Origin of the sequence: Flagellimonas marina (assembly GCF_042651185.1) — a bacterium.
GTDB lineage: Bacteria > Bacteroidota > Bacteroidia > Flavobacteriales > Flavobacteriaceae > Flagellimonas > Flagellimonas marina.
In genome coordinates this window covers 600,574-615,840 of record NZ_JBHSCL010000004.1, presented here as the reverse complement: position 1 = coordinate 615,840, position 15,267 = coordinate 600,574, and the positions used below count along the sequence as shown (strand labels likewise).

Here is a 15,267-nt window from a genome sequence, read left to right as displayed (position 1 = left end):
AAGAAATAAACCCATGAACCGTATACCATCAATTTTATTGATTTTAATTTTTCTTTTCGGGTGCAAGTCAACAAGCTTAAAAAAGAATTCTGAATTCATTATGAATGATGCCACTGTAAATTTATTTGCATTTATCGGCGAAAAAATATCAGTTGAGGAGTTTGATCCAAATGAAAACAATACACAAATAGTTATCGATTCCATATCAAGAGATACAATGCGAAAAGTTACTTATGTCATGGACAACGGGTTTAAATCTAAGTATAGAGTCCTGAAAAATGTGTTCAATGAACTAAAAACAGATACGATAGAATTCGTTGCATTTGATCATTATGGAAGACCTCGTTTTGAGAAATATGAAAATGTAATCCTTTATATTTCTTTAAATGAGGAAGGTCAATATTATCAACAGAAATATCAATTTGATCCTGTTAAGAAGTCCTGGAATGGAACATGGAAAGGGTTAGATGGAAAAAGCATTGAAAGACTATTTTACGATAGAAAAAAGGAAGTTTTAATTGACCGTGGATTGTTTGATGACAAATGAAGCTTCTACAAAACTTAGGTAAGGAATAGTTTTAAAGTTTAAATAAACGATTTCAATAGAAGATGGGTGTAAACATTTCAACTTAAAAAATCAGTGATAGGCTAAAATGGACAAGAAGGAGCTAGAATTAATATTTGGAGTAATTTGTTTTGCGGTTTCAATAATATTAGGAATTAGGGAATATAGAATATTGAATGCCACCCAAAATGATGATTGGATTAGGAAGTCTTTCAGTATTAAAAAAATTGGTGGAATTATTGGACTTTGTCTTGTCGGATTAGTAGTGCTTTATCGATACTTTTTTTAGCGCGCTGTACACCAATTATTTTAATAAAAACTCAAAAAAACGATAAGTGGGTTATTTAAAATCGAATATGATCAAATCCGAAAATATCAATATTGCTTTGGTCATTGGAGCAGTTTTGACAATTACCTCATTTGTCCCGGTGATTCAAATAATCATGCTTTATGCCAATGGAGGATTTCTATATACATTCGAAGCCATCTTAAATACATCCGATTACTCTTTGTTAAATTATGTAAATCTTCTATTTGGAATCCTTTCTTTAATCGCTTTTTATTTTGCAAAAAAAATCGGGTTCAAAATTTTGTGGGCTATCGCCAATGTATTTTTCTCAAACGGATTCATCATCCTATTAGAAATGGGATATACCAAAGGAGGTGATACAGAACCATATTTTTTAGGGTTCTTGATTTCAGGAATCCTAGCAATAATCCCTTTGTTAGTTACTGGAATTATTAAAGAAAATACGTTTGATAAAATTTCCAATTTAGATTAATAAAAGTGCTAGAAGCTACTATGGAACTACATTTCGTGAAAATTGCAATGATAATGAGCGAGCAAAACATGGTTTTGCGCTGCAAGCGTCCCAAATCCTTACCCCAACTTTTGCGCATGGATCCTATCGGGTTTTTGTAGTGTTCCGGCAGATAAGCGTGAAGCAAAAACACGATAGGGGCGCAACCTACTTTTTAGATTTCAGTAGCCCATATCCTCACCCGTGCCCCTAGCCTTATTGATACCCCTTCCAAGAGCCTTGATGATCTTGGCTGCCATCTGTACTTTATTGGTCGGTATACTGGGAGCTTTGACTCCCATCGTCTTAAGTAGTTTAAAGGCCATGTCCTTTTCCTTGGTGGGCAGCCCCATGACCTTGGCAAAGAACTCCCCCGGCTCCTTGGCATGGGCCTTTCTCCCAACATAGGATTCCACATAATTCCGTTTGAATCCCGTTGTTTTATCGAAAGTCTTCGCTGCTGCTTGGTAAAAACCGTCCCTATCAAAGCCTCTCTTGACCGTCTTTCCGTTCAATTCCACTTCTGAGGCCTTGTGCTTGGCCATCTGGGAAAGTGTATAGGTGTTCGTCACGTCCCTTCTACTGACTATGATATGGATATGGGTCTGTGGTCCCTCCTTCTTCATTCCTGCGGCCGCCAACTGTCCGTTCTGTTTGTGTGGGGCCAGTCTTTCTTGCTCTTTGATCCTTTTTTCAAGCTCATTGACATTGCCAATGGATTCGCCCCTTTCCACTTTTCGTATCTCGTTCCTGAGCCTTGCTATTTCTCCACGATATGGTGCATTCTCCTGAACCTGCCTGTCAAAGCCCCTATAGGTGCGCTCATGCTCTATCTTGGCGTAATACTTTAGGTTCTCCACCTTGACCTCTTGGTTGCGATGGAAACTCTTGGCATAGTCCTCCATGAGCTTTCTTGTGTATTTCCTTAGCAGATTTGGGTCATTGCCTATGGCCTTAAGCTCCCTTTGGTTGGGACTGACCACTATGGAATAGAATTTCGGGTCCTTATGTCTCAGTTTCGCAGTATTGGCATCTATTTCATCGATGACCGTTTGAGGGCTAACGCTGTCATTTTCTTGGTCAAAGAATTCCTCCCTTTGTTCGGGCAACCTATCCTCGTTCTCCTTTTCCAGATAGTCCACATAGTTCCCCACACTGGAATTGTAGGTACTGCCCATTTTCTGTGCTGAGATGGTTAGGTACATATCTTTTATCTTAATCGGTGTTTCAAGCTTTCAAAATCCCCGATGCCCATATTGATCTTGAGATACGGCTTTCCCATCATTGGCTCCACCTTCTCGACATTGTGTAGAATCTCATTACAGCGTTTTTTATATTCTCTCATTTCTTGCAATATTCTATCGTGTTCCACTTTTGGAACGGTATTCCTGGGCTCCAAAAAATCCATTCGCTCTTCCTGTATTTTGATTGGCTCAGGTTTGGGTCTCTTCCCATCCTTTACATAGGCCTCGTAAAGGATCAACATCATTTCATAGGTGGGCCGGATACTGGTCTTTTCCATGTTCTTGATAATGGCAATAAGCCTGTCGAATTTTTTCATCATCTTCTTTTCCAATTCTTTGAGACTGTCAAGGATAATCTTTGTTCCCTCCCCAAAGGGGTCAATGTTGTTCTCCTTGAAGTAGTGTATCATTCCATCCATTACCTCACTATGCGATTTGCCGAATTTTTTGGAATAAGTGCGAAAGCGTGTGGCCGTTTCCTTCTTTACGGTAATGTTGGAATAACCACCTGTCCCTTTCTTTGTTCTGCCATTTGTTGATTGCTTTTCCATAGGTGCGATTTTGTTTTTTAGTGAAATTGCGTCAATTTTTTCGTCAAAAATTTCCAGTGTTTACAGAGCTTCCCAAAGGGTTTACTGTAGATTTCGAAAAAGCCTACTGTAGCCCCTGATTTTGTACAGTATTCCAAAATCTACTCAATAAGCTGGTTTTCAAATTGTTGAAGACCCGAAAACAACCGTGATGGCGCAATTTGCGCATCACCCTCTTGCTATTCCTTCGTCCCGCAAGCGGGACCGAATAAATACAGACTTATCATCCTTCGGCTGCTTTTTTGGTTTGCAAATGTTCTATAAGATTCTGCATGTCCTCCCCTATCTTGTGTTCCAGTACCCTTGCATAGATCTGGGTGGTGGACAATTTGGTATGGCCGAGCATTTTGGAGACGGTTTCTATAGGGACTCCATTAGAAAGGGTTATCGTTGTTGCAAAAGTGTGCCTTGCTGTATGGAATGTCACTTTCTTGTATATCTTACAGGCTTTGCAGATTTCCTTTAAGTAATAATTGACCTTTTGATTGCTATAAACAGGCAATAGGACTCTTGTTATTCTCCTTTCGGCTGAATCTTCGTATTTCTTGATGATTTCTTTTGCTTGTGGTAGTAGGGGGATTTTAAGTTTTTCGTCCGTCTTTATCCTTTTGGTGAATAACCAGTCGTTACCGTCTATTCCTTTAAGCAGATGGTCTGGGGTCAACGCCTTGACATCGATATACGATAGACCAGTATAGCACGAAAAGAGAAACACATCCTTACATTTCTCAACCCCTTCCTTTTTAAATGTGGTTTCTTCAATCAACCTCAATTCCCGTTTTGTCAAATATTCCCGTTCGGTTTTCTCAAAACGTAGTTTATAGTTTTCAAAAGGATCTTTTGTTATCCAATCCAACCGAACGGCCAACCTTGACATTTTCTTAAGCCGTTCCATGTGTTTCATGGCCCCGTTATTGGTACATTTGGTTCGTGTAGATGGTCTGTACTTTCTTAGGTACTGTTCAAAGTCGGATATAAAACGATAATTCAATTTTTTGAGCTTTATATCCTCCATCCCATATTCCTCTTTTAAAAATAGTCCCACGCATCGTTCGGTGATGTGATAATTCTTTCTGGTTCCCGGACGTAAAGAAGTGTGCATGGTTCCATTGTGGTAGGCAATCAATTGTTTCAATGTTTTTCCGCCCTCATCTTCCCCAAAAAATCTTGCTTTGATAGATAGCGGAGTGATTACTTTATCTTCTGCCATCATTAACCTATGGGCCTCATGTAGTCCCGTATAAATTTGGTCTAGGTACTTGTTCAGAGAAATCACATAACTGGAAAAACCCTTGCCCCTTTTACGGTTATTGTCCCATAAATTGGCTTTTATCTCCCGATTTATGCTAAAATCGGTTCGCTCACCATCGATGGTGATCCTACAATAGACAATTAGGTTCTCGGATTGAACCTTGTGCTTTCTTGTAAAGAAATTGATTGTTAAACGATTGTTTTTCTGCATGTTGTAACCTTTTAGAGTGTGAATACTGTGAAAGTCAAAACACAAGAAAAATGGTTCTAAAAGTCATTTAAAGTTACAATAAGAACTGTAAGTGTTTGCTCCCGATGGGAACACGCTTAATATGATTTTAGATGGTTTTAAATGAATTCAAACGATATGCCTAAAAACACAAAACACTGAAAATCATGAGATTAACAGTGTTTTGATTTTACTTGAATAAGGTAAGTCGGGATGACTGGATTCGAACCAGCGACCACACGCACCCCATGCGTGTACGCTACCAGACTGCGCCACATCCCGTGTTTGACCTTCGGTCAATAATTTTCAATAAACAATACCCAATTTCCAAAACGTCCACTGCTTCGAGCAGTCTGGGTACCAGACGGAGTTTATCCTGAGCGCAGCCGAAGGGCCACATCCCGAAAACGGATTGCAAAAATATAAATTTTAGTAAAACTATATCCCTATTTTCAATAAATATGAACGCAGGAGATAAAAAGTGTAGCTGCTTTTCTAGACCCCTAAAAGGAACTCCCTGATTTCCATACAAAAGGCTTCCCTGGCTTCTGCCGAATCATACGATGGATTCAATAAAAAATAGCTGATAGTTTGGTCTTGACAAAATTCATCTATGTCACCACCTTTCCACAAGCGATAGCTCATCAGCAATATGTTATAATCTATCTTATAGGGTTTATGTACCTCACCATAGGCGTTTAGAAAAAGGTTCAATTGAAAAATGGAGTAGTCTAAATTTTCATATTCATGTGCCAAAAAAGAGGTAGTGTTCGTAGGTTTAGTGTTATCCATTAAGTTAGTTCGTTAGCGATTTGGTGATAATCCGTTTTTTTTTTGAAACCTCCACAGAAATTGATGTATTGCTGAGCCTCACCTGGCTCATGTTCAATTTCAGTGCTAAGCAATTCGCTTGTCATTCAAAATCCATAATGGTAGAAGACCAAGGATTTGAAGTTAGAAATATGCTGTTTCGTAAATATAGAAAAAATGTCTTAAAAAAGATTATCGATACAGTGTAAAGTGGCCTACATATCGTTGCTTTTCACGATCATTGGCATTTACCACATACCAGTAATCACCAGTTGGCAATGGACTTCCTTCATAGGTTCCATCCCATTTTTTAACTTGATCCAAACGAGCGACCACCCTTCCATATCGGTCATAAATGATGACATCGATATCTGGGAAGAATTCGCGGTTACCTGGGTACCAATAATCATTTAGGTTATCTCCGTCCGGAGTAAAGAAATCCGGCATTTCTGGCATTCCTTCAAAATTAAACGGCATGACCAAATTGGCGACACATCCATTTTGGTCCCGTACCATGATATTGATGTTGGCATCTACATTGATGTTGAATGTATTGGTTTCTCCAAAGGATTCTCCTTGGAAGAAATATTCGTACCCTCCGAAACCTCCGGTGGCTATAGCAGTGACCTCGTTAGGTCCGGTCTTTATCGCTTCAAGCGTCAATGGTTCATAAGCATCAATCTCAAATTCAACAAAAGTGACACAACCGTTCTCATGATAGATGTACACGGTATGTTCACCTGCTGGAAGGTCACCAAATGTGCGTTGCTCTGTAGCCATTCCAACATCCTCCACATCCAATGAGAACAATAACTGCGGTATCAGCGATTCATCTGAAATTGAAATTGTCGTGGTGCTGTTTGGGAATATTCCCTCACATCCATATTGTACAATAGGTTCAGCCATAAGTTCAATCCCAACACCAATTTCTGCGACAACATTGGTCTGACAACCATTGGCATCCCTGATAAAAATCACGTAGGTTTCCCCACCTTGAAGGTTATCAAAGAACATGGTGTCGTTTTGTACAAAATCAGCATCGTCAGCAGAATTCACACTAGTGTAGTACGGTGCTGTACCTCCTGATACATTTAGGGTGAGCGTACCGTCGCCATCTCCCAAACAAACCTCGGGCGTTGTGGATGCTATTCCGGCCACCAATTCCATGGGTTGGGTAATCTCAACGGTTCTGGTTATGGTACATCCCAAATCATCTTGAATAATGATATCGTAGGTTCTGGGCGACAGATTGTTGAATGTTTTTCGATTTGGATTAGCGGGGTCATCTCCTTCAAAGAACTCACTCAAAGTATCAGAAATGGAATATCTAATAGCACCTGTTCCGCCACTGGCCTCGATAATAATCTGTCCATTGGTATCTCCTGCGCACATTACGGGAACAGCTTCTAGGTATTCCAATACCAAAGGTGGTTTGGGTTCAATGATAATAGGGTCTGAAATGGCTTCACACCCTCCACTCTGGGCATACACATAATAGGTTCCTGGGTTCAGCTCACGGAAAATTCCCGAGCCTTGTGCTGGACGAATTATGTTTGCTGGGTTCACTGGTAACACATCAGAACTTACCAAGGTGTACACATAGCTTCCTATTCCTCCAAAGGCTTCAGAACGGATGATTCCAGTGGCTTCACCGGCACAGTTGATGGTAGCATTGGTCAAATCCAGAGCAATGACCAAAGGTGCTGCGGGGTCCAACGAAATTTGATTGGAACGCTCGTACGGACATCCATTTGAATTTTGAACGTCATACTGGAATGGTCCGGGGTCCAAAGTAATGTCCGCCGCAATCTCAACGCTGCTCATACCAGCTCCAAATGGTATAAAAGGGTCTGAAGTTCCCGATCTACGATAAAAATAGTCCACACCGGGTTCTGGATTGGTTACTGTGAGCTCCATTCTACCTAAATCACCGCATCCAGGGGGTTGCAACTCCCTTAATTCAGCTACCACAATCTCAGGATCTTGAACCGTAATAGGGATTGTTGTAAAACTACAGTTCCATCCATCAAAAATAGTGATGGTGTAATCTCCTGCAGAAAGGTTGGCAAATGTTGGGGTGGTTTGAAGTCCACTATTAGTGCCACCTGTAATCCGGTTCAATTGGAATAGGTAGTTACCTGGACCTTGTCCACCTGCCATGTTATAGGCCTCAATTATACCATTATTGTCATTATTACAAGCCAGAGGCTGCACTACTCGAATATCCGCCGTAATTGGAGTTGGCAGTGGTAAATTAATCGTGTTGGTTGCTTCACAACCTTGAATATCCCTCACGTTTACTGTGTATGTTCCTGTGGAAAGATTTTCAAAAATTGGGTTGGTATTGGGGTAATCCACCAATACTGTACTGCCATCAGGGGCAATCAATTGGTATTCATATGTGCCCCAACCACCATCTCCAGTTACTGTAATTTCACCAAATCCTGGGACATTACAGGTCACTGGAGAGGTTTGGATGGCATCAATCGTCAATTCCCTATCTGGTGAGCGAACCGTGGTCACATTACTGACCACATCACAGAATGGGGAATCCAATGCTTCTATATGTACTACGAGGTTACCTGCTGGCAAACCTGTAATGATCTCTGGAGAATTTATTGGTGCGTTGGTATCAAAACTACCGGTTACACCAGTTGTTGTTTCAACACCGCTATTATCCCTAGAGAACACTTCGTAATTGTACGTACCGCTATAATTGTTGATTTGCAAGCTGATTTCCCCATCATTCCCATTGAAACAGGTTACTGGCTGCACTTCGGCAATCAAGGCCTCAATCGTATTGTATTCAGGCATATTGATGGTTGTGGTAAGGTAAGAACAACCTCCATTGCCTACGTCCGTTACTGCAAAGATGTAATCCCCGGGAGTAGCAATATCCCAAGTTACGCGATCTGAGCCCCCTGAACTTCTGGATGGTTCTGACCCCAAAGGCAGTATTTCAACTTCATAATCTCCAGGACCTTCATTTATTATGATATCAATGGTTCCAGGGTTTACCCCAGTCCCTGAAGCATCGCAGGTTATTTGGTTGACCGCATAGCTGAACGTAATATCTGTTGGCGTATTAATGGTCACGGTAGATGTTTCCTCACATCCATTTTGGTCACGGGCCGTTAAAATAATGGTCTGATTGGTTCCATTATCAATTACCTCAAAAGTATTACTGGTCTGGAAATTAGTGCCATCAAATTGAGGCGTTCCATCATTCATACTATAGGTATAGGGTCCTGTTCCGGTTGCAGTACCCGTTCCATCACCATTGTCATCAGTATAGATGGTAATCGTGGCCGTACTAAACTGATTACTTGATGGGTTACAACTAAATTCCGTATTCACCGCATTGACTTGTAATGCAGTAGGTTCATCAATAACAATACCTCCCACTAAATCCGTACATCCCCTATCGGAAACCACTTCAACTTGATAAGTATCTGGTGGCAAATCGTCAAAAACAGGGGAGCCCTGCGGTCCAGCAAAAATGGCTGAACTGCTATCATAGAGAATGTAGTTCAACGGTGTATCTGTATCGGTTCCAGGTTGGAGTTCCACAGAAATGGTTCCATTATCAGCCCCATTACAGGTAACATCGCTGCTTGGTGTAGCCGTAATTACTGGGGTGTTTACGGTAGACACATTTACAATGGCTTCATCAGAACACAACGGGGTTGTGTTTGAATTTAAATCGGTCACCAAAATATTGTAATCTCCTGGCAACACGTTGTTGAATACGTTACTGCTTTGTGCTGGTCCAATATTTGCCAAGGTACCTGCATCGCGCAGCTGATATTCAAAATTCCCACTACCTCCGGTAGTGTTTACCGTTATTGTTCCATCACCGGCGTTACATGTTGGCAATGACGTAGCGTCTGCACTAATGGCAAAGAAATCGAACACCTCTGCCGTAACTGTGTTGGTACATCCATTGCCATCACGAACCGTAATTACATAACTACCCGGATTGGGCACTGTAAAGGTGGTTCCTGTTTGGAATCCACTACCAATATCATACTGAAAAGTATTCTCAGGTTCTGGCCCCGATGTTAGCGGAGAAACCATGTGAATTTGATAACCACTGGTAGCTGTACACTGATTTACAACGTCTATGACAGGAGTGGGCACACCTGCTTCTTGGGTTACGTTCAATGTTGTTAAGGCAGTACAGCCATTGGCATCTTGCACGTAAAAATCGTAGCTTGTTGGATAGGGCCCAGGGATTTCAAACGTGGTTTCCGTAGAAAATACGGTTGGTGCTGGATCCCCTGTTGGCACATAGGCATAATTGTATGGGCCGCCACTTCCACCAAAACCTCTTACGGTAACCAAAGCACCTGCATTACAGGTCGCTTCAACAAAATTATCGATAGTTATGGATGGAGAACTAAAGCTAATAAAGACCAAAGTGCTTGAGCTACATCCCGTAGTGTCATCGCGCACAATGATTTGATAGTTAGCGGGAGCCAAACCCATGAAAGTTCCACTATACGGTATGGTTTGCCCTGTCAATGTTGTTGGTCCAGATTCAGTTGCACCAGTATCCGTATTTTGAAGGGTAACCGTAAAGTTACCAGGGGCAGCAACCCCAGAAATATCATAATCTATGCTTCCGGTACCAGAAACATTACAAGAGGCTGAGGTAGCCGTAGCAGTAATCGTAACTGGGTTGATTGGACCTATCGGGTCAATTTCTTCTACATAAGTACAACCCAAGGCATCCCTTACCTCTACATAATAGGTAACACCAGGAATTACCTGACCTGTAAAGTCATAGGTGTCCCCACCAGAAGTCGCTGGGTTGAAGGTAGGTTCACCAACCAACCTAAACTCGTAAGGAGCTGTTCCTCCTGTTGCTCTAACCCTATATGGGAAAGAAGTATCAGAACATAATCCTGGGTCGGCATCCAAGGGAATCAAATCCAAGGTGTTTTGGTCAATCACCACTTCATCGCGGTCCTCACAACCTGATGCATCCGTAGTAACAACCGTATAATTTCCAACGGGAAGATTTGGGAAGTTGACTGTGGTACTCATGGTTCCTAATGAATTGGAAATTAAATTTCCGGCTACATCCAGAAGAACATAGTCAAAAGGTGCCACTCCATTATTAATAGTGGTTGAAATGGAACCATTTACAGCGCCAGCGGAGCAAACTGCATCCGTAGGGGTAGCAGTGGCATCCAATGGAGTACTTGCGGCAATGGTCACACTATATGGTGGACTCACACATCCCCTGCTATCACGGATAACGAATCCGCCATGGGTTCCGGGTCCGTAACCAGAGAAAGTATTTTGTGCTCCAAATGTTGCTCCGTTATCATTACTGAATTCATAGGGAGGAACACCCTGAGTGGTATCTGCGGTCAAGGTTACAATTCCGCTAGTATTGTCACCACATTGTGTATCGGTAGCAACCGCTGAACCTGCAATCGTTTCAGGGGGAGAAATGGTTACAATGTTGGATTCTGTTACACAACCTCGACTATCCGTAATCTGGAACTGAAAGGTTGTGTCCGAAATAATGGAGCCATCATTGGGTATACTGTACACGAATGAGTTCCCTGTAATGTTGTTGTTATCTGAAGTATAAGGTGCGCCATTGATACTTACCTCATAAATATCGTAATTACCTCCAGAGGTGTATCCATTGCTGATGTTCACCTGAATCTGTCCAGGAGGGCCGGCACAATCCAATTCTTGAATGGTAGTGGCATTGGCTATTACCTGTGGCTCAATGGTCGCGGTAACGGTATCTCTACAATCATTGGCATCCACCACTTGAATGGAATAGGTTCCCGGCGTAAGTCCAGCAAAAGTATTACTGGCGCCCAAGGCACCACCGTTGATTCGGTATTGATATGGGGCCAAGCCTCCTGAAGCATTTACCGCTAAAGTGGCTGCACCAAAATTGTCATAACAAAAATCCGAAGCACCATTATCCAAGGTCAAAGTAGGAGCGTCCAATCGGGTGAGGGTAAAACTATCTGTAACAGTGCATCCATTGGCGTCTGTAACACTTACTTGATAGGTGCCATCTTGGGAAAGATTGGAGAACGTACTTCCATTTTTAGGTCCTCTTGTGGAACCATCTGGTTGGGTCAGGGTATATCGGTTACCTCCCCAACCTCCAGCGGTATTGATACGAACGGCTCCTATGTTTCCATTCTGACAACTCATTGCGGTCACATCCAAACTAGAAATGGCAAAAGTGGTTGAAGGCTCTTCTATGACCAAAGTGGCCGTATCGGTACAATTGGTTTCTTCATCGGTCACGGAAATCACGTAGCTTCCGGCAGTCAGCCCAGTCAATGGTATGATACTGGCACTCTGCCCGGTTGAAACGGGACCACCATCAATACTATAGCTATACGTAGTATTAAATCCATCCACCAAAAAGCGACCCTCTCCATCTGAATCACCCACACAAGTGACCACTTTGGTCTGCTGTGCTGCAACACCAATGGAACTAATATCGGTTATGGCATAATTTTCATTATACGAACAGCCCGCATTATCCGTAACTCTAAATGTATAGGTTCCCAATCCCAATCCACTGAAGGTATCGTTGTTACCATTGTTTATGGCACTGGCAGCTGGGGCAATAATTTCATACGTGTAGGGTCCTGCACCTCCGGTAACAGTCAAGCTCACTGAGGCGGTGGTTGTAATACAATCCAAGCTGGAAATGGCAAAATCCAAATTGGTGGGTTTATTCAAGGCATTGAAGACAATATCCGTAAGGGCTTCTACGCATCCATTGGCGTCTCGAATCATTGGCGTATAGGTCCCGACACCCAAATTGGTGAAAACGGGGTTGGTACTGAATCCGGCCCCAACACTATATTCATACGGGGCAGTACCTCCTGAAACTCCAGATATAGTGATTTGTCCTCCATTTTCATTGGCACAACTGGGCGTGCTATCTGGGCTTGCCGTGGCTGTAATAGTTGAAGGTGTTCCAATAGTTGCCGTTTGAGGGGTTGTGGTACAAGTAAAAGAATCCTGCTCATAACGTAATACAATATCATAATTTCCAGGAGCCAAGTTGGAAAAGGTGTTGCTTATCTGGAAACTTGCACCATTGTTGATACTGTATTCAATCTCATACCCAAATCCATTGGTGACATTTATGGTTACTCTACCGTCATTGGCTCCACCACAATTGGCATCTTCTTCGGTGAAGTTGAAAATAGGCGGTGGAATATCTTGAACATCCACAGATGCACTGCGTTGGCATCCATTGGCATCCTCCACTAAAATAGAATAGGTTCCAGCAGAAGTTACCGTAAATGTCGTGGAACCGGTATAGGTGGAACCAAATGGTCCTCCGTCCACACTAAAGCGGTACGGAGCTGTACCTCCAGATGTGGTCAAATTTACATCCACGGAAGTGGCTCCGCATCCAAAACTATCAGAGGCTGTAGCAGAAACGGCCAAAGGACTGATTCCATTTCCAATAACAATGGGGTCACCATTGATATCTGTGGTAACGGTTTCGGAACAATTGTTGGTCTCCACACGAATGCTGTAAGTACCTGGGCTAACATTGGCAAAGGTATAAGAGTCGGCTCCGTTTGGTCCGAAGGTATCCACGGTAACTCCATTTTTCACCAATCTATAGGTATAGAATCCGGGAACTCCAGAAACACTGACATCGATGCTACCCAATTGACTGCTACAAAGAATATCGTTTGCCGTTACATCCACATTAATATCCAAATCGTTAATGGTCACCACATTGGATGGGAATACACAAGCGGTTGCCGATACATTCTTCAATCGGACATAGACTCTATAATTACCTGGAGCGGTAATATCAAAGAAAGGATCATCTTGGTAAGGTCCTGCAGCACTGTTTAAACTGTACTCATATCCTGCAGGGACATTGGTTACCTCTACCCTACCTGGATTTCCACAAATGATGTCTTCCTTAATTAATTGCGGGTTTAAGGGGTTCAGTGTTGACTTGAAGTAGTAATATTGCCCTGAATTTACACGTACCCTAAACTCTCCAGCAGTGGACAGATTGTAGGTTGCTTGGTCACCAACGGTGTTCCAAGTACAGGCTCCGTTGATTGTGGGGCAGTCATCTACCACTGTCGGCGCACAGGTATTGGGGTCCAACCTTTGCCATTGGTAGCTGCTACCAGATTGACTTAGGGAAATGGTTCTGATGTCACTTGTACCACAGAGAAAGAATTTGGCAAGTGTACTACCGTCATTAGGGCAAACCACTTCTTCGTTGGCCCCTTGAATAATGGTCATGAACATGCTGCTGCTTGCAGCAAAGGATGTTTCTGGCCGAGCAGCTGAAACCTTATCGGAGGAAATCTCCGTTTTTTCTTCAGCTCGTGGTTCTGAAACTGTGGATACTATTCTGGTAAGTATCCGGTTGACCTCTGTTTTTGCTAATACCGTGGAACAAAATATGGATATGGACACCATCAACACGGCATATAGCAAATGCCTTGTTTTTTGAGGGAGCATAGGTTAAGTCTTGTTAGGGCAGAATATTTAGATTTGGGATCGTAATATTCTTACATTGTAATTTTCTATACTTATAAAATTCTCTTTATCTTCAACTCACTCGACTACCAAAAAGGAGCCGTTTATCTATAAAATCTATTACTTCAACGTAAAATTATGAAAAAAAGTGTGGTGTTTCAGTATTTTTTCGTTGTACTGCTCAGTACATCCTGTGCCCAATCCCCCGATAAAACCATAAATATTCCCAAAACCATTGATTTTACTGCGGAATCTGTTGTATCTGGTCTACAAAACCCTTGGGGCATGGTATTCCTTCCTGATGGCAGCATGTTGATAACGGAGAAAACAGGTGAATTAGTACATTATTCCTCTGGAAAAACTTCCAAAATCACTAATGCGCCCGATGTCTATGTACGTGGGCAAGGTGGGTTAATGGACATTGAACTACATCCCAAGTATAGCGAAAATGGGTGGCTCTATCTATCCTACGCATCCTCAGAAGGAAATGGAAAAGGTGGCAACACGGCCATAATGCGGGCCAAACTGTCCAATAATAGACTGGTTCAAAAGCAATTGCTCTACAAAGCCGAACCCAACTCAACCCGAGGACAACATTTTGGTTCCCGATTGGAATTTGACAACGAAGGGTATCTCTACTTTTCAGTTGGTGAACGTGGAAACAGGGATGTGAACCCTCAGGATATTACCCGGGATGGTGGCAAGATATACCGAATCCATGATGATGGCCGCATTCCCAATGACAACCCTTTTGTTGGAAAATCTGGAGCAAAGACCGCTATTTACAGTTATGGACACCGCAATCCCCAAGGATTGACCAAACATCCTGAAACCGGCAAACTCTGGGAGCACGAGCATGGTCCTAGGGGTGGGGATGAAATCAATATCATCCAGAAAGGGAAAAATTACGGATGGCCAATCATTACCTATGGTATAAATTACAGTGGAACCAAGATTACCGATGAAACCTCTAGAGCGGGCATGGAACAACCTTTATACCAATGGACGCCCTCCATTGCTCCATCAGGAATGACCTTTGTGACTTCGGACAAATACCCCAAGTGGAAAGGAAACTTGTTGGTGGGTTCCTTATCATTTCAATATCTAGAGCGCCTCGAACTAAAAAACAACAAAGTCACCTACCGTGAAAAACTGTTGGATGGTATGGGCCGGGTCCGAAACGTGCGCCAAGGACCGGATGGGTATATATATGTAGGCATTGAGGGCAAGGGAATTTATAGACTCGTTCCCAAATAGG

Annotated in this window: 9 protein-coding genes and 1 tRNA gene; 4 read left to right on the top strand and 6 right to left on the bottom strand. The window is 42.4% G+C overall.

The genetic code is table 11. The features are described 5' to 3' along the window. The first annotated feature begins 13 nt into the window (after positions 1-13). Both ACFOWS_RS06315 and ACFOWS_RS06310 read left to right on the top strand, forming a co-directional pair. Positions 14-547 carry a hypothetical protein gene (locus ACFOWS_RS06315; protein WP_379763094.1) on the top strand — a complete coding sequence of 178 codons (534 nt, stop codon included), beginning with the start codon at positions 14-16 and terminating at the stop codon, positions 545-547. A 374-nt stretch (positions 548-921) separates the two neighbouring features. Next, positions 922-1,347, top strand: coding sequence for a hypothetical protein (locus ACFOWS_RS06310; protein ID WP_379763093.1), 426 nt, complete (start codon positions 922-924; stop codon positions 1,345-1,347). Positions 1,348-1,547: 200 nt separating this feature from the next. Here ACFOWS_RS06310 and mobB read toward each other — a convergent pair whose 3' ends face one another. From mobB to ACFOWS_RS06280, 6 genes are all read right to left on the bottom strand, one after another. Beyond that, the gene (gene mobB / locus ACFOWS_RS06305) at positions 1,548-2,570 is read right to left on the bottom strand and encodes a MobB family relaxase (RefSeq protein WP_379763092.1); all 1,023 of its coding nucleotides are present in this window, start codon (positions 2,568-2,570) and stop codon (positions 1,548-1,550) included. 5 nt (positions 2,571-2,575) lie between these two features. Next, entirely contained in the window at positions 2,576-3,160 is a 585-nt protein-coding gene (locus ACFOWS_RS06300; protein ID WP_379763091.1) for a BfmA/BtgA family mobilization protein, read from the bottom strand. 262 nt (positions 3,161-3,422) lie between these two features. Further along, positions 3,423-4,661 (bottom strand): site-specific integrase, encoded by a 1,239-nt coding sequence (locus ACFOWS_RS06295; protein WP_379763090.1) that lies wholly within the window; start codon positions 4,659-4,661, stop codon positions 3,423-3,425. 226 nt (positions 4,662-4,887) lie between these two features. After that, positions 4,888-4,961, bottom strand: a tRNA-Pro gene (locus ACFOWS_RS06290). A 213-nt stretch (positions 4,962-5,174) separates the two neighbouring features. Further along, entirely contained in the window at positions 5,175-5,471 is a 297-nt protein-coding gene (locus ACFOWS_RS06285) for a hypothetical protein (protein WP_379763088.1), read from the bottom strand. A 210-nt stretch (positions 5,472-5,681) separates the two neighbouring features. Further along, complete coding sequence (locus ACFOWS_RS06280; RefSeq protein ID WP_379763087.1) at positions 5,682-13,775, bottom strand: T9SS type B sorting domain-containing protein; 8,094 nt, start codon at positions 13,773-13,775, stop codon at positions 5,682-5,684. Here ACFOWS_RS06280 and ACFOWS_RS06275 point away from each other — a divergent pair. Both ACFOWS_RS06275 and ACFOWS_RS06270 read left to right on the top strand, forming a co-directional pair. After that, positions 13,768-13,983: a hypothetical protein gene (locus ACFOWS_RS06275; RefSeq protein WP_379763086.1), complete on the top strand. Its 216-nt coding sequence runs from the start codon at positions 13,768-13,770 to the stop codon at positions 13,981-13,983. The two genes, ACFOWS_RS06280 and ACFOWS_RS06275, sit on opposite strands and share 8 nt — an antisense overlap. Before the next feature lie 164 nt (positions 13,984-14,147). Beyond that, positions 14,148-15,266 carry a PQQ-dependent sugar dehydrogenase gene (locus ACFOWS_RS06270; RefSeq protein WP_379763085.1) on the top strand — a complete coding sequence of 373 codons (1,119 nt, stop codon included), beginning with the start codon at positions 14,148-14,150 and terminating at the stop codon, positions 15,264-15,266. The last annotated feature ends 1 nt before the right edge of the window (position 15,267 follow it).

Coding starts and splice junctions, on each gene's coding strand:
- ACFOWS_RS06280 (WP_379763087.1), bottom strand. CDS start 13,775: ATGTTCATGACCATTATTCAAGGGGCCAACGAAGAAGTGGTTTGCCCT.
- ACFOWS_RS06275 (WP_379763086.1), top strand. CDS start 13,768: ATGAACATGCTGCTGCTTGCAGCAAAGGATGTTTCTGGCCGAGCAGCT.
- ACFOWS_RS06300 (WP_379763091.1), bottom strand. CDS start 3,160: ATGGAAAAGCAATCAACAAATGGCAGAACAAAGAAAGGGACAGGTGGT.
- ACFOWS_RS06285 (WP_379763088.1), bottom strand. CDS start 5,471: ATGGATAACACTAAACCTACGAACACTACCTCTTTTTTGGCACATGAA.
- ACFOWS_RS06315 (WP_379763094.1), top strand. CDS start 14: ATGAACCGTATACCATCAATTTTATTGATTTTAATTTTTCTTTTCGGG.
- mobB (WP_379763092.1), bottom strand. CDS start 2,570: ATGTACCTAACCATCTCAGCACAGAAAATGGGCAGTACCTACAATTCC.
- ACFOWS_RS06295 (WP_379763090.1), bottom strand. CDS start 4,661: ATGCAGAAAAACAATCGTTTAACAATCAATTTCTTTACAAGAAAGCAC.
- ACFOWS_RS06270 (WP_379763085.1), top strand. CDS start 14,148: ATGAAAAAAAGTGTGGTGTTTCAGTATTTTTTCGTTGTACTGCTCAGT.
- ACFOWS_RS06310 (WP_379763093.1), top strand. CDS start 922: ATGATCAAATCCGAAAATATCAATATTGCTTTGGTCATTGGAGCAGTT.